General features: G+C 66.1%; 21 protein-coding genes. 10 read left to right on the top strand and 11 right to left on the bottom strand.

Annotation, left to right across the window (positions count from 1 at the left end):
* Nucleotides 1-680: 680 nt before the first annotated feature.
* The 6 genes from LKD76_RS07980 to LKD76_RS07955 all read right to left on the bottom strand — a co-directional run bounded on the left by LKD76_RS07980 (nucleotide 681) and on the right by LKD76_RS07955 (nucleotide 6,456).
* The gene (locus LKD76_RS07980) at nucleotides 681-1,916 is read right to left on the bottom strand and encodes a serine hydrolase domain-containing protein (RefSeq protein ID WP_227980387.1); all 1,236 of its coding nucleotides are present in this window, start codon (nucleotides 1,914-1,916) and stop codon (nucleotides 681-683) included.
* Nucleotides 1,882-2,766 (bottom strand): alpha/beta fold hydrolase, encoded by an 885-nt coding sequence (locus tag LKD76_RS07975; RefSeq protein WP_227980386.1) that lies wholly within the window; start codon nucleotides 2,764-2,766, stop codon nucleotides 1,882-1,884. Before LKD76_RS07975 ends, LKD76_RS07980 begins: the two co-directional genes overlap by 35 nt.
* 13 nt (nucleotides 2,767-2,779) lie before the next feature.
* Nucleotides 2,780-3,754, bottom strand: coding sequence for a hypothetical protein (locus LKD76_RS07970; RefSeq protein WP_227980385.1), 975 nt, complete (start codon nucleotides 3,752-3,754; stop codon nucleotides 2,780-2,782).
* 2 nt (nucleotides 3,755-3,756) lie between these two features.
* Nucleotides 3,757-3,972: a hypothetical protein gene (locus tag LKD76_RS07965; RefSeq protein WP_227980384.1), complete on the bottom strand. Its 216-nt coding sequence runs from the start codon at nucleotides 3,970-3,972 to the stop codon at nucleotides 3,757-3,759.
* Nucleotides 3,969-4,961 carry an alpha/beta hydrolase gene (locus LKD76_RS07960; protein ID WP_227980383.1) on the bottom strand — a complete coding sequence of 331 codons (993 nt, stop codon included), beginning with the start codon at nucleotides 4,959-4,961 and terminating at the stop codon, nucleotides 3,969-3,971. Before LKD76_RS07960 ends, LKD76_RS07965 begins: the two co-directional genes overlap by 4 nt.
* A 208-nt stretch (nucleotides 4,962-5,169) precedes the next feature.
* Nucleotides 5,170-6,456 carry a PucR family transcriptional regulator gene (locus tag LKD76_RS07955; protein WP_227980382.1) on the bottom strand — a complete coding sequence of 429 codons (1,287 nt, stop codon included), beginning with the start codon at nucleotides 6,454-6,456 and terminating at the stop codon, nucleotides 5,170-5,172.
* A gap of 388 nt (nucleotides 6,457-6,844) precedes the next feature.
* Between LKD76_RS07955 and LKD76_RS07950 the strand changes: the two genes are divergently transcribed.
* The 9 genes from LKD76_RS07950 to LKD76_RS07910 are packed head-to-tail and all read left to right on the top strand — an operon-like array spanning nucleotide 6,845 to nucleotide 15,303.
* The gene (locus tag LKD76_RS07950) at nucleotides 6,845-7,579 is read left to right on the top strand and encodes an ABC transporter permease (protein ID WP_227985152.1); all 735 of its coding nucleotides are present in this window, start codon (nucleotides 6,845-6,847) and stop codon (nucleotides 7,577-7,579) included.
* Nucleotides 7,576-8,439: an ABC transporter permease gene (locus LKD76_RS07945; protein WP_227980381.1), complete on the top strand. Its 864-nt coding sequence runs from the start codon at nucleotides 7,576-7,578 to the stop codon at nucleotides 8,437-8,439. Before LKD76_RS07950 ends, LKD76_RS07945 begins: the two co-directional genes overlap by 4 nt.
* Nucleotides 8,440-8,441: 2 nt before the next feature.
* Complete coding sequence (locus LKD76_RS07940) at nucleotides 8,442-9,476, top strand: MlaD family protein (RefSeq protein ID WP_227980380.1); 1,035 nt, start codon at nucleotides 8,442-8,444, stop codon at nucleotides 9,474-9,476.
* The gene (locus tag LKD76_RS07935; protein WP_227980379.1) at nucleotides 9,473-10,480 is read left to right on the top strand and encodes an MCE family protein; all 1,008 of its coding nucleotides are present in this window, start codon (nucleotides 9,473-9,475) and stop codon (nucleotides 10,478-10,480) included. Before LKD76_RS07940 ends, LKD76_RS07935 begins: the two co-directional genes overlap by 4 nt.
* Entirely contained in the window at nucleotides 10,468-11,526 is a 1,059-nt protein-coding gene (locus LKD76_RS07930; protein ID WP_227980378.1) for an MlaD family protein, read from the top strand. The genes LKD76_RS07935 and LKD76_RS07930 overlap by 13 nt, the downstream gene beginning before the upstream one ends.
* Before the next feature lie 32 nt (nucleotides 11,527-11,558).
* Nucleotides 11,559-12,620, top strand: coding sequence for an MlaD family protein (locus tag LKD76_RS07925; RefSeq protein WP_227980377.1), 1,062 nt, complete (start codon nucleotides 11,559-11,561; stop codon nucleotides 12,618-12,620).
* Complete coding sequence (locus LKD76_RS07920; RefSeq protein ID WP_227980376.1) at nucleotides 12,617-13,720, top strand: MlaD family protein; 1,104 nt, start codon at nucleotides 12,617-12,619, stop codon at nucleotides 13,718-13,720. Before LKD76_RS07925 ends, LKD76_RS07920 begins: the two co-directional genes overlap by 4 nt.
* Nucleotides 13,717-14,676, top strand: a complete 960-nt coding sequence (locus LKD76_RS07915; protein ID WP_227980375.1) for an MlaD family protein — start codon at nucleotides 13,717-13,719, stop codon at nucleotides 14,674-14,676. Before LKD76_RS07920 ends, LKD76_RS07915 begins: the two co-directional genes overlap by 4 nt.
* 21 nt (nucleotides 14,677-14,697) lie before the next feature.
* Nucleotides 14,698-15,303 carry a hypothetical protein gene (locus LKD76_RS07910; RefSeq protein ID WP_227980374.1) on the top strand — a complete coding sequence of 202 codons (606 nt, stop codon included), beginning with the start codon at nucleotides 14,698-14,700 and terminating at the stop codon, nucleotides 15,301-15,303.
* A gap of 132 nt (nucleotides 15,304-15,435) precedes the next feature.
* Here the strand turns inward: LKD76_RS07910 and LKD76_RS07905 are convergent, their stop codons facing one another.
* The 5 genes from LKD76_RS07905 to LKD76_RS07885 form a co-directional block, all read right to left on the bottom strand.
* On the bottom strand, nucleotides 15,436-15,558 hold the full coding sequence (locus LKD76_RS07905) for an ankyrin repeat domain-containing protein (protein ID WP_227980373.1): 123 nt from the start codon (nucleotides 15,556-15,558) through the stop codon (nucleotides 15,436-15,438).
* Nucleotides 15,559-16,084: 526 nt separating this feature from the next.
* The gene (locus tag LKD76_RS07900; protein WP_227980372.1) at nucleotides 16,085-16,897 is read right to left on the bottom strand and encodes an enoyl-CoA hydratase/isomerase family protein; all 813 of its coding nucleotides are present in this window, start codon (nucleotides 16,895-16,897) and stop codon (nucleotides 16,085-16,087) included.
* The gene (locus LKD76_RS07895; protein WP_227980371.1) at nucleotides 16,894-17,907 is read right to left on the bottom strand and encodes a TIGR03617 family F420-dependent LLM class oxidoreductase; all 1,014 of its coding nucleotides are present in this window, start codon (nucleotides 17,905-17,907) and stop codon (nucleotides 16,894-16,896) included. The genes LKD76_RS07900 and LKD76_RS07895 overlap by 4 nt, the downstream gene beginning before the upstream one ends.
* A complete protein-coding gene (locus LKD76_RS07890; RefSeq protein ID WP_227980370.1) occupies nucleotides 17,904-18,935 on the bottom strand; it encodes a phosphotransferase family protein in 1,032 nt (343 codons plus the stop codon). Before LKD76_RS07890 ends, LKD76_RS07895 begins: the two co-directional genes overlap by 4 nt.
* Complete coding sequence (locus LKD76_RS07885; protein WP_227980369.1) at nucleotides 18,935-20,050, bottom strand: Rv3169 family protein; 1,116 nt, start codon at nucleotides 20,048-20,050, stop codon at nucleotides 18,935-18,937. The genes LKD76_RS07890 and LKD76_RS07885 overlap by 1 nt, the downstream gene beginning before the upstream one ends.
* Nucleotides 20,051-20,174: 124 nt before the next feature.
* On the opposite strand from LKD76_RS07885, the gene LKD76_RS07880 reads away from it, so the two are divergent.
* Nucleotides 20,175-20,783, top strand: a complete 609-nt coding sequence (locus LKD76_RS07880) for a TetR/AcrR family transcriptional regulator (RefSeq protein ID WP_227980368.1) — start codon at nucleotides 20,175-20,177, stop codon at nucleotides 20,781-20,783.
* Nucleotides 20,784-21,414 lie beyond the last annotated feature (631 nt).

The raw sequence follows: 21,414 nt of genomic DNA, 5'->3' as shown, positions 1-21,414 counted from the left end.
CGTTCACAGGAGAACCCGGTGGCGCAACAAGATGAAATCTTGACAGTCCGCGGGCGCGATGTCATTGCATCGAACAGAGAAAGAGGATGCCCGCGATTTGTCACCCGAGAAAAGCGAAACGTCGTCGAGCCAGATGTTCCGGGGGACTACTGCGGCACGGCGCGAAACGCATTGTCCCAGGGCAGATTCGAACTCACCAGATCGACCAGTCGCAGCAGCTCCTCGCGGTCGACGCCCTGCGCCGGTCTCGAATCGTGGCGCGGGCCGCCGCACCATCGGCGCCGGTGACCAGAGCACCGTGAACCAGCATGCAGCCCGGTGGAGTCTGTGAGCCGGTGGTGAAGTGAGCCACTCCGCTCAGCCCCGATGCCGGCTACATCACCGGCGCCACCATCGACGTCGACGGCGAGTTCACCGTCTGATCGGGGACGAAGGAGCAGTCGGATGAAGTTGACGGTTATCGGCGCGACGGGTGCTACCGGGCGCCTCGTCGTCGCGCAGGCGCGAAACGCGGGTCACGATGTCACCGTCGTCGCACGGCGACCCGACGCCTTGAACGATACTTCCGGACTTCGACCCGTAGCGCCCCCGGCCCAGCAGAACGCGGTGGACAGATTCATCTGCGCGCGGCGGAGAACGACGAATTCGTCGGCCGGGCAGTCACTATCGCGCGTTGAGTGTCAACTGGCGCGGCGGAGAGAGGCGGCTGCCGGCGCCGAATCCGCGGCGGCCCGCACGATCGGCGCCAGCAGCCGCAGCAGGATGAATTGGTCGCGCGGGAGGCGACGAGCCTCGGGCAGCCAGTTGTGGACGAAGCCGACCGACAGTCCGCTGTCCGGGTCGGCCCAGCCCCCCGATCCGACGAAGCCGATATGTCCGAACGCTCGGGGCGCCCCGAGCACCGGAATCGAGTGATAGCCCAGCCGCCACCCCATCGGCAAAAGCAGATTGCGGTCGGGGAGATAGGTCTGAATTCGCGAGAAGGCCCGCACCTGGGCACGGGTGAACAACGGACTCTCCGAGGAGAGCGTGCTGTACACCTTCGCCAGCGCGCGGGCGGTGAAAACTCCGTTGGCGCCCGGCATTTCGCCGCGAAGAATCAGCGGATCGGGTCCGGAGGACAAGCGGTCGAGTCCGGTCGCTTGTATCGCGCGAACAAAACTGGTGCCCGGCCCGATCATCCGCGCCGTCCGCGCCAGCACGGCATCGGCGTTCGATATTCCGAACGGAACCTGGGACCCGTGTGACCCGGCTACCGACACCGCGGCGCCAGCGGGCGGCCGCCCGAGGTACAGGCCGTCCAATCCGAGCGGTTCCGCCAGCTCGGTGCGATACAGCTCGCCCATCCCCTTACCGGTGACGGCGCGCGCCAGCCCGGCCACCAGCCACCCGAACGAAAGCGCGTGGTACGCGGGTATGCCACGGAACCGGTCCGGTGCGCATGCGGCCAACCTCTCTTCCATCAGGCGGTGGTCCAGCATCTCCTCGACGGTCCGGGCCAGCGGCGCTATCCGGGAAAGCCCTGCCCGGTGAGTGAGCATGTCCGCCACGGTGATCGAGCGCTTCCCCGCGACGCCGAATTCCGGCCAGTACTCCGCGATGGGTGCGCGGTAGTCGATCGCGCCCCGGGCAGCGAGGATATGCAGAACGGTGGCGGTGATGCCCTTCGAGGTCGAATAGGACAGTGCCGCAGTGTTTTCCCGCCACGGGACGCTACCGTGCCGGTCGGCCGAACCGGTCCAGACATCGACGACGGGAGTCCCGTGCCGAGAGACCGCCAGGGCACCGCCGCCCCGACCACCGGCGAACAACCGGCGAAATGTGCGGACAGCGGCGGCATACTCCGGCGCGGCATACCCGCCGACCTGGTCGCACGTCTGATCAGTAGGGTTGGGCGAGAACGTCTTTCGTACCATTTTCGGGTTTCCTCAATGTCGTCGTTGACATGGTTTGCACTCCGACCGCACGCAGCGTCGCCGCGATACTGCCGACCACGGCACCGGGATGGCCGAACATCGGCACGTGATGACCGTCGGCCAGAAAGTCGATATCGGGACGCCGACGCCGCATCGAAAGCAGTCGGTCCTGCGCCGGCGGCCGGACAAGTCCGTCGCGTCCGCCGAACCAGGCGGATACGGCATAGCGATTGGACGCGGGCAACTCCATGCCTCGGTCGAACTCGGACGAGGCGAGGAGTTCCGGCACGCGGGGGCAATACGTCGGTGCGGTGTGCGTCAGCACCAAACGATCCCGCACCGCTGCTCTATCGCCCAGCTCCGACATCGGTCCGAGCAAGGTGCCTACCGCGACGCGACGCACCAGATCGCCGGTTGCCGAGGCCATTGTCCCGAAATCGGCGGCGGCACGGTGCACACGAATCAACCTGTCGGCAGCGCGCCGCGCATCTCCGGTTCCCGGTGGCCACAACCCCAGCGGAGCGATCATCGTCAGTGAGCGAACCCGTCGACGGCGCAGCAGATCGGCACCGAGGATCGCACCGAAACCGTTGCCCGCCACATGGATCGAGGTAATTCCCTCAGTGTCCAGCAGCGATTCGATCCAATCGACGAGCTCGGTCACCGAGCCGCCCTGCTCCGGCGCCGCGCCGCCCCAATGACCAGGCAGCGTGGGTGCCCACACATCGGCGTACCGCGACAATTCGTCGATGCAGGAACCCCACGAGTGCCAGCTGAACATCAACTCGTGCAACAGCAGCAACGGTTCACCGGCGCCGGCCCGCATCATCGGTGACGGTGTCGTCAGCATGGCGAACGTCCCCTCACAGCGTGTCGGGGTGAGCGACCGGCTCGGAACCACTCGGAACGAGCTCGGCGAGATCCTGGAGCGCTCGCCTCGCCTCGGGCGACTCGGCCGCGTTCGACAGTGCGATCAGCATCGAATTGCCTTCGCGTCCAAGCATGTCGGCCACTGCGGCCCGCTCGGCATCGGCAGCGGCGGAGACGGCGATCAGCAACTCCTCCACCGCGTCGCTGTCGAGGGCTACGCGGAACAACCGGCGCACACCGGTCTCTTCCAGCTCGGCGATCAACGCCGTCGTCAACCGCTGCCGTAGTTCGAGGTCGAGTCGCGCCAAGACCGACACCGCGCACAACAACGTCTCGTCCGCATCCGCGGCCGCGGCGCGCAGCAGGGCGATCTGCCGGGTGGCCGGGAAGATCCGTACCAACTCGTTGAGCCGGACGGTGGAAGCCGTCGAGGCCGCGGTGTGCAACAGACCCGCATCGTCGGAAAGGGCCTGCTCGAACGCCCGGACCAGATCGTCGGTCGCGTGTTCGACGAACCGCGCGGTCGTGAGGTAATCCCGCCGCCGCAGGAGCAGCTCAGCGGCTGGAACGAGTGCCGCGGCCGGTATCCGTGACGCGAGAACCGCGATCGCGCGAGGATCCAGATAACCCGCCGCGTCGGCCAAATACTCTGGGGTCAAGTGTGCCAGCACGCCGGCCACGCGGTCGGGATAGGCAAGCCCGAGCGCTCCCCCGGCTCGCCCACCCACCTCCGGCGGAATGGCCGCGAGCGCTACCCTGGCGACCAGCGCATCGGGAATCAGCGGAGCCAACCGCGCCACTTTGCTGAAGGTCTGCTCGTGAGCATCGAAGAGCGCGTTGGAGATTCGCTCCTCGAGCGCCCGCAGCGCGGCGGCGTCCAGGCGAAGCAGTGAGCTCAGCTCACGCTCGTCGGCTTGGAGGGTGTGGGCGAGCACACGGAGTTGACAACGAGTGAGCAGGTCGGCCATCGCTACTTTCCGAACAGGATCTTGCGGGCGGGGATACGGATCAGTCGCGGCAGAACGCCGAGCGCGTCATCGATCGCGCGGTCGAGGCTGCGGCGCTGATTCTGGCGTGCGCATGCGAAGAGCGCCAAAATGGTCGCGGCCTCATGCTGGTCGAGTTGGGCGATCACCTCCGGCGGCCCGCCGATCTCGGCGAGCAGCTCGGCCGTTGCCTCGGTCACGCGGAACGCTCCTGTCCGGCGACTTCGGCCGCCCGTCGCAGGAAGGTGCCGATCTCGGCGACCGCGGTCGCCGCTTCCGGGACGACACTCACTCCGGCTTGGAAGACGTGCACCTGTCCCGGCCATACCTGCAGCTCGCACGCCACCCCGTGTTCACGCAGACGGCGAGCAATCAGCACGGCGTCGGGGTAGAGCATTTCCGACGAACTCGCCTGGATCAGTGTGGGCGGCAACGCGGTGAGGTCGCATGTCGCGGGTGATTCCAAAGGTGTTCCAGCCGCCGCCTTTTCGGCGAGCTCACGGAAGCGAGGTAGCGAGGCCGCAGTGAAGACCGCGCACTCGGTTGCGGTCGGCGCGGCGAGCTTTTCCGACATATCCCAGTCGGTCAGCGGCGACATCGCGACGACCGCGGCCGGCATCGGCAGGCCCTGGCGGCGAATTTCGATCGCGGCCATCAACACCAGGTACCCACCGGCGGAATCGCCCATCAACGTGATGTTCTCCGGCCGGATTCCGGCGCGCAGCGCGTAACGGTAGCCGTCCACAGCGTCGGCGATCGAGGTGGCGATCGGATGATCGGGCAGCTTGCGATAGGTCACCGCCAGCACCCGGCTACGTAGATCAGAGGCGAACCTTCCGGTCATCTGCCGATGTAGACGGCGTCCGCCGACCAGGAAACCGCCGCCGTGCAGATAGACCACGAAACGGTCGAGGTCGACCGTTTTCGGGGTCGTCAGGACCGCGGGGCAGTGGTCCAGCATGACACGGGTCCGCGCCAGCCCCTTCGGCGAAGGCAGTACGGCGCCGATGAAGTCGACGAGATGGTAGGGCCAGGGCAGATAGGGATACCGTGCCCACAGTCCGATAATGGATTTGACCGTGGCCCGGACCCCGAGATCGACCAGCTTGGCGCGTATCGTCCCGCCGGCGAAATCGGTGCGATAGCTCGTGGTCGTTGCGGCGAACCGGTCCGGCTGCGGCGAACTCATCGGGCGCCCTCCTGTAGCTGACAGTGCTGATTGCGAGCGCCACGGCGCCCTAGCAGGCCACCGTCGGCACCGAACACCGCCGGGCGGGCTCACCTCGCCGGGCTGTCGGTTGTGCTCGATGCCAAGTATCGGCTGCCGAATTCGTGACTGTCACTGCATGTTCGCGAGAATGGCGGACCCGCGTTTTGTTTCGCGTAACCAATGCCGGCTACGGCTGACTCCCCGTGTCCGCTCCTACCGGCGGATACAGCCGATGCACGGTCAGGGCGGCGGCCAGCAGACGGGAACCGTAGGGATCCGCGGGGTCGAATCCGGTCAACTCCGCCACCCGCCGCAGACGGTAGCTCAGGCTGTTCGGATGAACATGCACTTGGGCCGCCGCGCGTTTGCGGTCCGAGCCGTGCCGGATATGCGCCTCGAGCGCTTCGAGCAGATGCGGATGCTCGAGCAGCGGCTCGATGCGGGCGGCCAGGCGATCACGGGCCGCACTCGGCCTGGTGAGTTGGTACTCGAGCATCAGATCGTCGAGTCGGTAGGTTCCCGCGGGCCGTCCGAGCCGATGTGCCAGCTCGACGAATTCGGCGATCTGCGCCGCGGCATGGGGAAGGTCCGCTCGGGCGACATCCTCGAATTCCACCGCGACAACTCGCAGGCCGAACAACCGCGTCAGATCGAGGGCGATCTCGGGATATCTGAGCTCATCGATGCCCACCCCTTGTTTGACCGGTAGCAGGGCGATGCCACTGATTCCGTCGAAGGTGTGCAGCGCTGTCGTGGCGGCGAGTTCGTCCAGCACTTGCTGCGCCAGGCGCATCCGTTGGCGCGCAACAACGTTGTCCGCGAAGGGAATCGCATGATCCTGCGGTACCACGTGCAGCGCCAGGACATCGTAGGAATCCCGGACGGTGATGTCGGCACGAGCGTCGAGATCTCCGATCGGCACCCCCCGTAACAACGCCGAACACAACGCGCGGCGCGCTTCGCGTTCGTTTCCGTAGACCGACTGTTCCACGTCGGCATGGGTTTCCGCGATGGCTATCGTCACCTGGCGCAGCACGCGCAGCAGCACGTGCGAGATCGCGATCAGGTCATCGAAATCTCCGGGGCCGGCGAGGGCGATCGTCTCGTCCCACAACCGCTCGACTCCGCCGAAGAAGGCAGTTGTCAACATGCGCAGGGGAATTCGCTCCTCGGCTCTGCGTTCGATGACCGGAGCGACCAGTTCCGCGAGTTCGTGTTCCTCGAGATCGCGGCCCTCATCGATGGCACCGAGTACGACGATGGATCCAGCCACGATCCGCTGCGCGACATCCTCGGAGAAATGCTCACCGGGCAGCGCCGCGGCACCTGGCACCGCCGACAAACCGGCATCGAACAATTCGTCTGCGAGTTCGGCCACGCGCGCTATCACCCGCCCCAACAGCGGCGAGTCGGCGGTGATCCGGTGGGCGGGGGCCGGATCCCGGGCATTGTCACCAGTGACAGTGTTTGCCACAAATTTCCTCAATATTCCAACCGATCTACCTATATCTGCGCTGGTCACCGTACCGTCCCGCAACAAACGGAGACCAGCCGACGTCACACCTAGCTGAGCAGTTTGTTTTCTGTGACAAATCGAGGTGGGCCAACTTCTCGCTGTCGTGCAGTGACACGCGGGCCTCGATCCCCATAGATTCGGTGGCCGATCACGGTTATGGCCCGAATCACAGGCCGGATAATGCAGGGGAAGGTTGCACGCGTTGGTGAGTACCCTGCCCGGTCGCTCGACCGGGTCCGAACCGGTGGCAACGACCACGTCCGTATCGGCGTTACGCCGAGTGGTCGCCGACAATTTCAGCGCCACCGTCTTATCGGCACTGCGCACGTTCGGCAGAGCCGCCCTGATGGCGGTGGAGACGGCCACGGGAATGATCAGCGATATCGTGCGCGGCCGATTTCAATGGCGCGAAGCGATCTCGCAGGCGTGGCGGCTGGTCACGGTGACCGCGATTCCGGCAGTCCTTATGGCGATCCCCTTCGGCGTCATCGTTTCGGTCCAGGTGGGCAATCTCATCCACACGCTCGGCGCGGATTCGCTGCTCGGGGCCGCTGGCGGGCTCGGCATCATCAAACAGGGCGCGCCGATGGCCACCGGCTTCCTGCTCGGCGGCGCGGGCGCGGCGGCAATCGCGGCCGACCTCGGTGCGCGCACGATCCGCGAGGAGATCGACGCGCTGAACACCATGGGTGTCGACCCTGTGCACCGGCTCGTCATTCCGCGAACAGTGGCCATGCTCGCCGTGGCTCCGCTGCTGAATATCTTGATCATCTTCGTCGGCGTGCTGGCCGGCTACGCGGTCGCCATCGGTGGCCAAAACGTCACCCCGGGCAGCTACTGGGCGACCTTCGGATCCTTCACCACGGTCGCCGACGTCTGGGTGTCGATCGTGAAATCGCTGATCTTCGGATTCCTCGTGGTGGTCATCGCCTGCCAGCGAGGACTCGAGGCCAAGGGCGGCCCGCGCGGTGTCGCCGATGCGGTCAATGCCTCAGTGGTGTTGTCGGTCGTATCGATCGTCCTGGTGAACTTGGTGATCACCCAGATCACCGAGATGTTCCTCCCGACGAGGCTGGCATGACCGCCGCCTTGTATCTGCCCCCGGGGCTGCGGTGGACGGCCGGGCGACGCCCATTGCGGGCGGCTACCCGGCCAGTGGAAGGTATCGGGTTCGCCCTCGGATTCGTGTGGCACGCACTGTCTGCCGTTCCGTTGACGTTGCGGCGCTACCGCTCCGAAACCATGCGCTCGATCAGCGATATGACCTGGGGCAGCGGTTCGATCATCGTCGGCGGCGGGACCGTGCCGATGATGATCGTCCTGGGATTGGCGATGGGCGCTTCGGTCGCCGTCGAATCCTTCGCCACCCTCAACATGCTGGGCATGGGCCCGGTCACCGGCCTGGTCTCGGCCTACGCGACCACCCGCGAACTCGCGCCGATCGCGGCCGCCATCGGATTCGCCGCCCAGGCCGGCTGCCGGATGACCGCCGAAATCGGGTCCATGCGCATCTCCGAGGAGATCGACGCGATCGAATCATTGGGACTGCGGTCGGTGCCGTTCGTAGTCACCACCCGCGTCATCGCCGGCGCCATCTCGATCGTGCCGACCTTCCTGATCGGGCTGATCCTGTCGTATCTGGCCTGCCGCGGCCTGATCACCCTGGTGCACGGACAGTCGGCCGGTGTCTACGATCACTACTTCTTCCAGTTCGTGTCCGGATTCGACGTGATCGCCGCGGTGATCAAGGTGACCATCTTCGCCACCGTCGTCATCCTGGTGCACAGCTACTACGGCTTCTTCGCCACCGGCGGCCCCGAGGGCGTGGGTATCGCGTCGGGCCGGGCGGTGCGGACGAGTTTCGTCGCGATCATCGCCATCGACATGGTCGTGTCCATCACGGTGTGGGGTTTCGACACCGCCATCAGTTTCACGGGATAGGGATGCCGAATTACGGACTACCTGGCGTAGCCATCAATCGAAGACGATCACTGATCGTCGGTGTCGCCGCCCTGGTCACGGTGCTCGTGGCCGTGAGCGGCTGGCGCATTGCCGCAGCGACGCACGAGGATTCGGGACTGCGGGTTCGCCTGCACACGCAGCGGATCGGCGATGGGATCGTCGCCGGAACGCAGGTCCGCGCCGATGGCGTGCTGGTCGGATCGGTCACCGATATCGTTCCGGCCGCGCTGGGCACCCAGACGATCACGCTGGAGTTGGATCGCAGCCGTCTCGATGGTCTGGACGACAGCTTGCGAGTGGACTACGCCGCAGCCAACCTGTTCGGCATCAGCGAGATCGACCTGATTGCGGGCCCCGGCGGCGCCCCGCTGCACGACGATACGGTCGTCGATCTGACCGGCCCACGGGAGGCGGACGCCTACGACGCCACCATGGGCGCCTTGCTGCGCAGCGTTTCGCAAGTGAGCGGCCAGGTCCTCACACCGAAATTCGCACAGGTGCTCACCCAGATCGCCGGTGACGCAAAGGCATTCACTCCCCTGCTGGAGGCCATGGTGAGCACCGCGCGAACCTTCGCCGACCATCAGCACATGCCGGTATCGGACCTGTTCGGCCGGTACGGCACCGCCCTGACCGGCGTGGCGCCGTTCGCCGGAACGGTCATCGGCGTCATCGACCAGATTCACCGTATCGAACCGCTGCGCACCGATCGTGCCCGGTTCGACGCGACCGTCGATATGGTTGTGCAGCAGCTGTTCCCGACGCTGCAGAACACCATGTTCCATGCCCAGGGCAACTTCTTCGCGTACACCGCGATGCTCACACCGTTACTGGCCGGCATGGCACGAATGGTCCCCGCACCCGAGCAGAGCTCGCACGATCTTCGTACCTTGATCGATCGGCTGCGCGCCGCGATGCCCGAAACACCCGACGGTCCGGTGCTCAATCTCGATCTCGACCTGCGTGGAGTGCCCGGATTGGCTGTGCCACTGCTCGGGCAGGGGGGAAAGCCGTGAAATCGATCGTCGGATCCGCGTGGCGGCTGGCGGTTTTCGCCGCAGTCATCGTCGCGGCGCTCGTCTTGATCATGACCGCGATCCAACGCCCGGTCACTGGTGATACAGCCGAATATCGCGCGCTGTTCACCGACGCGAACGGGCTGAAGTCCGGTGACGACGTGCGGATGTACGGCGTGCAGGTAGGCAAGGTGGAATCCATTGCGCTGCACGGCGCTCAGGCCGCGGTGACGATCACGGTGCGCACCTCGTCGGCAATCTACGACAACACCCGCCTGGCAATCCGCTATCAGAATCTGACCGGACAGCGCTATCTGGATCTGCAGCCGCAACCTGCCGCGGCCGCCAGGACCCGGCCGGGCGCCACGATCGGCACCGACCGCACGATTCCGTCGTTCGATGTCACGAGTTTGTTCAACGGGCTGAAACCGGTCCTGAGCACCCTGTCTCCGGAGGCCCTCAACCGGTTCACCGCCTCGCTGCTCGCGGTCATCGAGGGCGACGGAAGCGGTATCGGTCCCGCCCTGGACGCCATCGGGAAACTGGGGACCTACGCCCGCGACCGGCAGCAGGTGATCGGCACCCTGATCCGGAATCTGTCCGAAGTCTCGGACAAGATCGGCGGACGGTCGAAGAATCTGGTGGTTCTGCTGGGCAAGCTGGCGGATGTCTTCGATGCGCTCCAGATCAAGATCAACGGGCTGATCGACTTCGCCGACACCGCGCCGCCGGTACTGGGCCCGGTCGACGATCTCTTGGCGACCCTGGGCCTGACGATCGGCACCAATCCGGATGTCGACCACATCGTGCACGAATTGTTTCCCGACCCCAAGCAATTGCTCGACCTCCTCGCACAGTTTCCAGCCGTGCTGAGTGGTTTGAATTCCACTTTGTCACAAGGTGTTTCAGGGATGAACACCACCTGCAGCCACGGTCCGGCAGCGGTTCCCGGGCCGTTCGGCGTGCTGATCGCGGGACAGAAGGTGACGATATGCAAACGCTGAGGTTGCCACGGCGCACCGCGGCGCCGGCACATCATCGCGATACGGCAACAGCCGCGCGCCGGGAATTGCGCTGGGGCGTTATCGGAGTCGTCCTGGTGGCGATGGCATTGACCGCGGTCGCCGTTCTCTACGCCGTTCCCTTCGGCAAACGAACCTATACCGCATGGCTGGCGGAAGCGGAGTCGGTTCGGGTGGGCGATGACGTTCGCTTGGCGGGCATCTCGGTCGGCTCGGTGCGATCCCTACAGCTGCATCCCGACCATGTGGTGATGACATTCACCGCCGACAGTTCGGTATTCGTCGGGCGCGAAACCTCGCTCGACATCCGCATGCTGACCATCGTCGGCGGCCACTATGTCGCCCTGTTCCCCGCCGGAACGCAGCCGCTCGGCTCCCAACACATTCCGGCAGACCGAGTCCGCCTGCCCTACAACCTTTCCCAAGCATTCCAGGACGCCACCGCGCCGCTCGCCGCGATCGACGGAGGAGGATTGCGCAAGAATCTGGAGGCGATCGCCGATTCCATCCAGGCGGCACCGGACGGTGTCCGCAAGATGCTGGACGGAGTGCAACAGTTCGCCGGCGCTCTGGACCGCCAGCGCCAGGACGTCTCCAAAGCGATCTCGATCGCCGACGAATATCTCGGCTCGGTCGACCAGGCCCGCGGGGAATTGGGCCGACTGGTGCAGAAGATCGACCTTCTGGAAACCACACTGTCCGACAAGCGAAGTGAGGTCCGCACAGCCGTCGAGCAACTGGATCGGGTGGTCGGCAGGTTGACGGCTCTGCAACCGTCGTGGCAGTCCACGCTGCGGCCGATGGCCGCCGAAATCGCCGCCTCTATACCAGAACTGCGCACACTGGGCGAGCAACTGCAACCTTTGATCGACTCCGTACGCCAACTCGGCGACACGCTGGGACGTCTGGTCCCCGAACCCGGACAGGTGCGCGTGGACCAGTCGAAGGCAACTGTCGACGCTGCGTCGAGCCTCAAACCAGATGCGGCGCTGCAGTTCTGCGTCCCGGTCGCCGGTCGGAGCTGCTGATGCTTCGAAAACTGCTCGGCTCCCGAGGATTCATGTCCATAGCCGCCACCGTCGTGATTGCAGCGGTGGTGGGCGCCGCCTACATCCTGTTCGTCCACCCCACCGCCAAGACACGGTCCTACTGCGCCCTTCTCCCGGACAGCATCGGACTCTACGTCGGCAACCACGTCACCATGCGCGGAATGCCCGTCGGCGGCATCACCGCCATTCATCCGCAGGGCCGCACCGTTCGTGTGGATTTCACCGTCGACGACCGCTATCCCGTTGCCGCCGACGCCTCGGCCACCACGGTGTCGGACACTCTTGTCGCCGACCGGCATCTGGCGGTGCTGGGTATCGCCGGATCCGGCCCTCGCCACGATCCGGCCCAGTGCATCACCAAAACACTCACCCCCAAATCGATGACCCAAACCCTCGACGCCCTCGCCCAGTTGTCGCAGCAGACCCTCGGCCCGGGACCCGACGGCCAGGACGCCATGCTGCGCGGGATCCGCGCGCTGGACGCCGCCACCACCGGAACCGGCCCCCAACTGCACGACATCATCGAAAGGCTGAGCACGGCGATGAATTCCCCGGACGCCGCGATCGGTCATCTGGCGGGAGTAGTCGATTCACTGACCGCCGTTTCCGGCAGCGTCGCCACCCACTGGGGAGATATCAAAGCGATGCTCACCCGGCTCGCCGATGTTCTGGACCAGGTGAACAACGAACTGTTCGGCCGGGCCGTGAGCATTATCGACGGCTTTCAGCGCGTCTTACCGATGCTCAACGACATCACCACGATGTTCGGCGATCCCATCCTGCAGGTCCTCGATGCCGCCGTGCCGCTGGTCCATCTGATCCATACCAATACCGATGCGCTGCACGACATCCTGACGAAGATCCCGGTCCTGGTGACGGGCGCGACCGGTGCGCTGGATCCCACGCGCGGAATCGCCTATGCGCCACCGAAAGTCGTGGTTCCGCGGGTGCAGGCGCAACAGTTGTGTGCCCTCACCCAGCAACTCGGCCGCCCGGAATGTACCGGTGTGTCCGGTGATGCAGTCGCGGTGCCGCTCACCCAATTGGTTCTCGGATTCGCGGGGGCACGATGAGGCTGACTGTGACCCACCGCCGGACACGACGGCCTCGCGTCCGATTGCGCACGACGCTGACCGCGATGGTGGCCGCCACCGTCGTGTCCACCGCCGGTTGCGCATTCGATCCCGCCTCCATCCCGGTACCCGGCACCGGCACGACAGGTGCGACCATCCCCATCCATATTCAGTTCGCCAATGCGCTCAACCTGCCCGCCCGAGCGAAGGTGATGGCCAATGGCGCCCGAGTAGGCACCGTAACGGGCGTATCGGTCGTCGATCCGGCCGAGTCACCATCACATCGCGGGTATGTAGTGGTGAACGCCGACATCGACAAGTCGGTGCAACTGCCGGCGAATACGACCGCTCAGCTTCGCCAGGACACCGTCCTCGGCGATATTCACATCGAACTCGCCACGCCGGCAGAAGGATTCGGCAAAACCCTCGGATCAGGCGCGACGATCGCACTCGATCACACCACCCCGCCTACCCAGGTCGAGGACATGCTCGCCGGTATCGCCACCTTCGTGCAGGGCGGTGCGGTGACGCGATTCCAGGACATCGTCGATCAACTCAACGCGGCGCTGCCGGCGGATCCCCGGGAGACCGCGCGGATCGCCCAGGTCATCGGCGGCGACGCGAAAGACCTGGCAGGCAACCTGGAGCAGGTCGACCAACTTCTCCAGGGATTGACCGATACCGCGACCACCGTCGATCGCAACGGCGACACCCTCGGCGCACTACTCACCGACCCTGCGGTGCAACAGATTTCGGACTCCGTTTCCTCGATCGTGAATGTCGTCGGCGTGCTAGGCGCACTCGGCGGGGTCGCGCATTCCCTGGTCTGGCTGGCTCCGCTGGCGCAGGCGGGCGATGCCGCTGCGCGCGCGTTCGTCCCGCTGGCATTCACCTCGCACCCGTTGGATCTGAGCGCACCGTCCAATCTGAATGCGCTGGTAGCGCTGATCAGAGATCGGATCATTCCGTTTGTGGAGCGCGGGCCGAAGGTGAATATCGTCGGCGCGACGATCACCGCGGGAACGTCTCCGCCGATGTCCACCGAAGACCAGGTCGGACGGATCACCGACACCCTGCGCATGATCGGGGCCGTGCGATGAAACTGAAATCGGTGGCGTCGCTGGCGGGTATCGCCATGATCACCCTTCTGGGAGTCGGATATCTCGCCTTCGGCGTCGTGCGGGTCGATCCGCTGCGACGCGATATCCCGGTCACCCTGGTGGTGCCGAATTCCACAGGGATCGAAGTCAATTCACCGGTGCTGCTGACCGGAGTGCGAGTGGGCAAGGTGACCGATATTCGGCGTGGCCGGGGACAGGTCGAACTGAGCCTGGCACTGGACAGCCGCACGCCGGTACTCGCCGACAGTGCGGTGACGGTGGAGAGCCTCTCGGCGCTGGGCGAGCCCTACATCGAGTTCGCGCCGAATGTCGACCGCGGTCCTGTACTGCATGCCGGACAGGTACTGGAAGGACATCAGGTCCATGCGCCGATGTCGATTGCGCAGGTCTCCCACCTCGTCACCCAGGTGATGAATCAGCTGGACCCGCGTGCGATGAGCGCTCTGGTCGACGCCGCGGATACAGCGTTGAGCGGCACCGATGCCGCGGTGCCGAGTCTGGCAAGGGCCGGCGACCTGATCGCGGCGATGTTGCTGAGCCGCTCCCCCGAAATCGGCCGCATACTCGACAACCTGCAGGCGACCGCGGCGGATATGGAGTGGGCCGCGCCCTCTTTCCAAGCCGCCTCACCGAAATTCAGCGAGTTCGCGCTGCGGGTGAACCAGATCGCCGAGGCGGTCGAAGGACTGGCGCGTGTCGGCGATACACCGTCGATGTATCAGCAGGGCAACGGCTTGGTGCCGTTCCTGGCGAAGCTCACCGCCTGGATCGACAAGGCCGGCCCGGATCTGAAGGAACTGGCGCCGGCGATCCAGCCGCTGGCCGAGACCGCGACCACCGCAATTCCCACCATCGACCTCAGTCAACTGATCGGCCGCGCCGCTCAGGCGAGCAGCCCCGCAGGCGCCGTCCACCTCCGCGTCGATGTCAAATAGCCTCGCCCGAAAGGAAATCGAATGGCAACCGAGGTAGAGACCGCACCGGAGAACGCCGCACAGCTCGAATCCGCCCCGGCTGGTGCGGCCGGCGCCCCGTCCGGGCCGAAGCGGACGATCGCGGTATCCGTGCGGACACTGGGCACCGCGAGCGCCGCAATTGTCGCGATCGCGGCGGTTACGGTCTTCGCTGTGCTGTGGTCGTCGGCCCGCGCGGACCTGCAGTCGATGCGGCGCGCAGTCGCCGACGACGCACATGCGGAACAGGTCGCCACCGACTACGCGATCGGCGCGTCCACCATCAACTATCAGGACTTCGACGGCTGGGCAGCCAAACTGAAGGCCAACACCACGCCCCAGCTCGCCGCCAAATTCGATGCCACGGCACCGAAGCTGCAGGAGATCCTCACTCCGCTGAAGTGGACCTCCAGTGCGAACCCGCTCACCGCCAAGGTCACCTCGAAGTCCTCCGGCACCTACACCGTCGACGTATTCGTCGACGTGCGTTCCACCAGTGCGCAGACCCCCGACGGCGCACGCACCACCGTCGGCTATGTCGTCACCCTCGACGGCAACAGCTGGAAGGTATCCGATGTGGGCGGATCCGGCGTACTTCCGATCAAATAACCGGGCGCGGTCCGGCCGAGCCCGCGTCGTTCCTCGAATCGGCTGATCAGCGGCCGTCCGGCCCGAAACTCGGCACAAATTTCCGGTCTGTTGCAGGCTCGGCGATGAAATGCAGGGGCTTTTCAGCCCGAACTAGGGTCCGACGGTTCCGCGTAGGGGATCGGTGCCGTGGGCGAGCAGACAAGCCACGACGTCGGGGGTGCCGGCATTGGCGGCGAAGTGCCGCGGTGTCCAGCCATGAATGTTCCATCCCATGCACCATCGCTATGGCATCAAGCAGCAGATCATCATTCCACTCCGGCCTTCCAGAGCGGCTGTCGAGAGCCAGCTCTTCACCACCGCTGAAGTAAGGTTTCGGGAGTCAATAGATTTGCATTCAGACTCCACCTAGCTGTATTGAAAAACGACAAGAGTCCACATATGTTAGATGTCATCGAACACATGGTTTAGGGAAATCTGCCGCATCGGGGATTACGAGTCCCCCCTCGCGCACCGTTTCCGGTCATCGGTGACATATTCGGCGTCCGCGTATCCGAGCCCTACTCGACCACGCGAAAAACGATCAGTCACAACAGTGTGAGGCGCGCGTGCCGTGCGCGAGCATCGGCTGCTCCGGGACGCCGGCGAGGCATTCGCTGCGCAAGGAGTAGATCCGGAGCCGCACAACGGTGACCACCGGGTGGGCTCTGCGGTGATCGGCTTCGCGCTCGACCGGCCGGCAGGCGTCGCCTGGCACGGGTCGACGCGGCTTCGGTAGCCCTGGTGGGTTTTCGGCGCAGGGTCAGGAATGCGGCAGGTCCCGCCACTCCCTCGACAGCCGGGCACACCACACCGGTTTGCGGCGGGCGAGCCGGGCGCGTATCCCTTCCGCGGCATCAGGGCTGCCCATGACCCGCAGGTGCAGTTCGGTTTCGAGTTCGGCGACACGGGCGGGGTCGTAGCCGTGGATCGCGGTGTCCCACAGCAACCTCTTACTCAGTGCCGCGGACATCGGTGCGACGTGGGCGGCCATGTCGGCGGCCATCGCTAGAGCGGCGGGCAGCACATCGGCGGCGGGAAGACAGCGGGTGGCGAGGCCGAGTCGCACCGCCTCGGGGCCGTCGAAAGTCCTTCCCGACAACAGGATGTCGGCCGCGACCGACATCCCCGCGACCTTGGCCACGGTCCAGTGCGCCATCGCGTCGGGCACGACGCCGAGACGCACCTGGGGAATGGCGTAGCGGGCGTCGTCGGCGACCAACCGGATGTCGGCCTGCATCGCCAAGGTCAGCCCGATGCCGATCGCGTGCCCGTTCACCGCGGCGATCACCGGTTTTCGCAGGGTGAAGGCGGGCGGGTTGACCGGTGACGCGGAAAAGGCCGCGTCGTCGGGTTTTTCGAACGTCGCCGCACCGCCGCCCAGATCCGCCCCGGCGCAGAAGGCCGGGGCGGCCCCGGTCAGCACGATGACCCGGACCGCGTCGTCAGCGTCCAGATCGCGGTACGCCCGACCGAGGGCACGGCCCATCGCGGCGGTGAAGGCATTGCGGCGCTCGGGGCGGTCCAATGTCACCACCGCGACGCCGTCGGCGATATCGATCCGCACCTCGCTCATGCGATCTGCAATTCGGCGATCAGATCCCTGATGTGCGCGTCGGGCACGGCGTAGCCCGGGAAATAGCAACAGATCCGGTCGGCGACGGCACCGAAGCGCGCCATGATCTCCGTGGCGCATTCTTCGGGCGTGCCGTAGACGGCGAGTGTTTCCAGCATCCGGTGATCGATCAGTTCGGTCATGGCGGCGACCCGGCCGCGTTTGGACAGCGTGTTCAGTTCGGGCTGCAGCTCCCCCCAGCCCTCGACATCGAGGACCGGACGGTAGGCGGGCGTCGATCCGTAGAAGGCGAGCAGCCGCCGGACACCGACGGCGGCGGCCTCGAGTTCGGCGGCGGTCCGGCCCATTCCGACGATCACCTGCGGATAGATCATCAGGTCCGCGGCATCGCGACCGGCGCGCGCCAACCCCTCGGCGATGGCGGGCTGGGTGCGCTCGGCGAAATGCCGGGCACTGTTGAACGGCATGACCAGCAGCCCGTCGGCCACCTCGGCCGCGGTTCTGGTCATGATCGGGCCGAGCGCGCCGAGGCAGATCTGCGGTATGCCATAGGGATTGGGGCCGGGGTCGAAGGTGGGCGGCATCAGGGTGTGCCGGGTGAATTCGCCCTCGAAGCGCAGCGGTGTGCCGTACTGCCAGGAGTCCAGGACGGCCTTGATCGCCAGCACCGTCTCCCGCATCCGTGCCGCCGGCCGCGACCACTGGCCGCCGTACCGCTTGTCGATGTGCGCGCGGGTCTGCGAACCCAGGCCCAGCCGGAAGTGGCCGCGGCTGAGCAGATGCAGATCGTAGGCCGCGTGCGCCAGATGCACCGGGCTGCGCGGGAGGGCGATGGCGACATTGGTCATCAGGTCGACCGGTTCGGCGCCGGTCGCCGCCAAGGTCAGCGGCAGGAAGACATCGTGGGGGCCCTCGAAGGTGAACAGGCCGTCGGCGCCGCAGGCGATCAATTCGGTTGCCCGCGAGACGGCTTCGTCGGGGCGACCGTTCAGCTGGAGATCGACCTTCATCGCTCGGCCGCCAGCAGCTGCTCGATCCGTGCGGCGCAGAACGCGGTCACATCGACCTCCGGCGGCAGCTGTAACCGGTGCGCCATGCGCAGCAGCGGGATACTGAGCAGGACGGCCGCCAGTATCTCGTTGTAGCGCAGGTTGCGTACTGTCATCCCGGTGCGTTCCTCGTAGCGCGCGATGGTTTCGGCCCGGGTGGGCGTTCCCGGTAGCCGCTCGGTGCCCTGGAATTCCGAGCACGCCCAATCCAGGAACAGCATCCAGGCGAGGTCGGCCTCGTGGTCGCCGATGTAGGCGATCTCCCAGTCGAGGACACCGGTCACCCGGAAGTCGCTGTCGTAGAGGATATTCGACATGCGGGCGTCGCCCCAGCACAGCGTGACGTGCTCGGGTTCGTACAGATTGGCGCGCAGCCAGTCCACGGCTCGGCGCAGCGCGGGTGGTTGGGTGGTGGACGCCCAGTCGACCGCGGCGTCGACATAACCGATCATCTGTTCGAGCGGCGCGGTGCCGAATTGTGGAAAGGACAGGAAGTCCAGATTCAGTGCGCGCCAGTCGAGCCGGTGGATTTCGGCGATGGTGTCGACACAGCCCCACCACATCGTCGCCCGCTGGGCCGGCTCGGCATCGAAGTACAGTCCGGCGCAGTGGTAGGACGGCAGGTCACCGGGCGCGCTGCCCTCGATCCGGTCCATCACGAAGTACGGACTACCGAGGGCTTCGCTGCCGCGATCCAGCCACCGCACCGTGGGAACCGCGACGGAGGTGTCGGCGAGCCGGCGCATGACCAGCACCTGTCGCAGCAGGTCGTAGTCGGGAAACAACGCCACCTCGGGCGGGCGCCGCAGTACCAGCGATACCGGGTCGGCGTCGTCGCGTTCGAGGTCGAACAGGAAGGTTTCGGTCGCCAGTCCGCGCGGGCTGGCCGACCAGTTCGCCACCCGGACGGCGTCCGCACCTCGAAATCCGGCGCGCAGCACGGGGACGACAGCGGTCGGCAGATCGGCTGCCGTGGGTCGAGCGATCATCAGTAGCCCTCGTATCCGTAGCGGTCGTTGCGACCCATGAACACCATCTCCACCAGCCCGTACCCGACTTTGCCGTCACCGCTTTCGACCTTGCAGAAGGTCTCGGTGAGCATGCTGACCTGACGCAGTTCGTCGGTGTCGTTCAGGTCGATGGTGAAGCCGTCGCTGTAGGACGGGCCCTTCCAGATGCCCGACGCGTATCCGCGATACATGTCGTAGCCCGCCAGTCCCGGCCAGAAGTCCTGTAGCGCACCGACAGTGAAGGTGCGGGTACCGCCCTCAGCGACGTTCACGGTGAAGGAGCCCTCGGACACGATCCGGAAGTCGTCTCGGAACCGCAGGTCGTGGGTCACGCTGACGATCGGCACGATCGGCGCCCGCGCCTCGATGGGCTGCTGGATGGAGCCCTCGAAATGCCAGCGCTGTCCGTCGGCGGTCTCGCGTTGCGCGAAATGCACCAGCTCGTCGTCGAACTGGAAGATGCCCATGAAGTAGAGAACGCCGTCGGGGATCTCCGGAGGCTGCAGGCCCGCGCCCTCGCCGAGGCTGCCGCCACCGCCACCGTGGCGGGTGCCCCAGGAATGGTCGCGGCCGAACCACCAGGTGTCGGGATCGATGTCGATGCGCTCGCCGTCGACTTCGAGCCAGCCCGAGATCGTGCCGTTCTGGTAGTAGCGGCGCGCATCCTCGCGGACCCGGCCGCGGGTGCGGAAGAACGCGGGCTCCTGCTCGTAGGCCGGGAACCTGCCGTGGAAGTCCAGCTCGAGACGCAGGCCGTGGTCGTTGTCGCCGAGGGTGGCACGCACACCGCGCAGCGGTTCGGTGATCTCGTACCGGTAGGGCCCGATCTGCCAGGCGCCGAGATCGTCGTAGTTGCCGCCGATCTCGCGCGACAGGCGCGCCACGTGCGCCTTACCGTCCACGGTCACCATGGCGTAGGCATCCATGACGTTGCGGTTGGGATAGCGCGCCATGCCGGTCATGACGCTGACCCGCCTGGTGGTGTCGAAACCGTAGAGGACGATGCGCTCGGTCCAGCGCAGATCGCTCTGGGCTACGTGGTCGAAGGTCGTTGGCAGTTGATGGCAGAGCAGTTCGTCCTGAGGAGTCAGCACGGCATGTCCTTCGAGTGCAGGAGTAGAACGGGTTTCAATTTAGCCAATTTGAATACGGTATGAAGCGTTTTTCAAAAACTCCCAGTTCGGCTATGCTCTGCGCTCATCGAAGGAGGTGTCATCGGTGACCGAACACAGCGAGGCCCGGCAAGGCCCCGGCCGCCCGCGTGACCGGCAACTGGACGAGCAGGTGCTGCGCGCCACTCAGGAACTGCTGGTGGAACAGGGGTTCCAGGCGACGACGATCCAAGGCGTCGCACGCCGGGCCGGGGTGGTCGCCACCTCGATCTACCGTCGGTGGCCGAACAAGATCCACCTCGTCGAGGACGCGATCTTCGCTCTCGACACCGGAGTGGTGCCGCAGCCCACCGGCGATATCGGCGCCGACCTGCTCGCCTGGACCCAGTTGTTCTTCGCCGCCGCGACCCACCCCGCGGCCCGCTCCGGCATCCCCGGGCTGCTCTCGGCCTACCACGACGACGAGCAGAGCTACCGGCGGTTGCGCGAACGCGGCGAGGGCCTGGCGCGGGTCGCCCTGCGCGCCACCATCGACGCGGCGATCGAATCCGGTCAGGTGCCCGCCGGCTGCGATCCTGGCCTGATCTTCGAATTCCTGCGCGGCGCAACGCTACTGCACGCCCTCACCCGCGGCGACGAGGACGGCGAGCAATTCTGCCGCCAGACCGCCGCGGCACTGGTCACTCTCGCTGTCCACCACGAAAGTACGACATGAGAACTTCCGCTCGCCGCCTGCTCGCCGCGGCGGCGGCCGTGCTGCTGACTCCAGCCGCCGGCGGCATGGCGCAGCCCGACTCCGCGGGGGTCGTGCTGGAAGACCGCGACATCGCCGAGACCGCCGACAGCAGGGCATCAGTCTCGGCATGCTCGGAGTCATGCAGTCCATGGGCGTCGCGCTGGCGATGGTGATGAAGCACGGCCGCACACCGGCCACCGGCGGCACCGCCCGCTGACATCGTGGTGCCGGTCGGTCACGTCTGGTTCGAGTGATGCGGTGGTGCCGCAGGGCCCGCTCAGCCGGCGTTTCATCCCGAGCGACACGCCGCGCAACAGACACGTCCGGGGCAGGACGCGCCGACAATGTGCCACCAACCACCCTCGCAAGGTTTGCCCGATATGCGCCATGGGTACCGGGGGATCGTGACGACGCCAGCGAGTTCGATCGAACGGCTGTTGTACGAGCTCACCGCCCGCTACGGGTCGGTCGACGAAATGTTTGCCGTACTCCAACGACTACGAGCGGACATCGCCGCGACAACCACCGTGCTCCCCACCGGCACACGCCGGACCGGACGGCATCGGGCCTGCGAACCGGATTCGGCGCCACATACGCCGGACCGTCCCGC

This window comes from Nocardia spumae (assembly GCF_020733635.1).
Taxonomy (GTDB): domain Bacteria; phylum Actinomycetota; class Actinomycetes; order Mycobacteriales; family Mycobacteriaceae; genus Nocardia; species Nocardia spumae.
This window is presented reverse-complemented; position numbering and strand designations above follow the sequence as displayed.

Coding starts and splice junctions, on each gene's coding strand:
- LKD76_RS07950 (WP_227985152.1), top strand. CDS start 6,845: ATGGCGGTGGAGACGGCCACGGGAATGATCAGCGATATCGTGCGCGGC.
- LKD76_RS07920 (WP_227980376.1), top strand. CDS start 12,617: ATGAGGCTGACTGTGACCCACCGCCGGACACGACGGCCTCGCGTCCGA.
- LKD76_RS07945 (WP_227980381.1), top strand. CDS start 7,576: ATGACCGCCGCCTTGTATCTGCCCCCGGGGCTGCGGTGGACGGCCGGG.
- LKD76_RS07980 (WP_227980387.1), bottom strand. CDS start 1,916: ATGGTACGAAAGACGTTCTCGCCCAACCCTACTGATCAGACGTGCGAC.
- LKD76_RS07975 (WP_227980386.1), bottom strand. CDS start 2,766: ATGCTGACGACACCGTCACCGATGATGCGGGCCGGCGCCGGTGAACCG.
- LKD76_RS07970 (WP_227980385.1), bottom strand. CDS start 3,754: ATGGCCGACCTGCTCACTCGTTGTCAACTCCGTGTGCTCGCCCACACC.
- LKD76_RS07925 (WP_227980377.1), top strand. CDS start 11,559: ATGTCCATAGCCGCCACCGTCGTGATTGCAGCGGTGGTGGGCGCCGCC.
- LKD76_RS07895 (WP_227980371.1), bottom strand. CDS start 17,907: ATGAAGGTCGATCTCCAGCTGAACGGTCGCCCCGACGAAGCCGTCTCG.
- LKD76_RS07910 (WP_227980374.1), top strand. CDS start 14,698: ATGGCAACCGAGGTAGAGACCGCACCGGAGAACGCCGCACAGCTCGAA.
- LKD76_RS07900 (WP_227980372.1), bottom strand. CDS start 16,897: ATGAGCGAGGTGCGGATCGATATCGCCGACGGCGTCGCGGTGGTGACA.
- LKD76_RS07905 (WP_227980373.1), bottom strand. CDS start 15,558: ATGGGATGGAACATTCATGGCTGGACACCGCGGCACTTCGCCGCCAAT.
- LKD76_RS07940 (WP_227980380.1), top strand. CDS start 8,442: ATGCCGAATTACGGACTACCTGGCGTAGCCATCAATCGAAGACGATCA.
- LKD76_RS07930 (WP_227980378.1), top strand. CDS start 10,468: ATGCAAACGCTGAGGTTGCCACGGCGCACCGCGGCGCCGGCACATCAT.
- LKD76_RS07960 (WP_227980383.1), bottom strand. CDS start 4,961: ATGAGTTCGCCGCAGCCGGACCGGTTCGCCGCAACGACCACGAGCTAT.
- LKD76_RS07890 (WP_227980370.1), bottom strand. CDS start 18,935: ATGATCGCTCGACCCACGGCAGCCGATCTGCCGACCGCTGTCGTCCCC.
- LKD76_RS07915 (WP_227980375.1), top strand. CDS start 13,717: ATGAAACTGAAATCGGTGGCGTCGCTGGCGGGTATCGCCATGATCACC.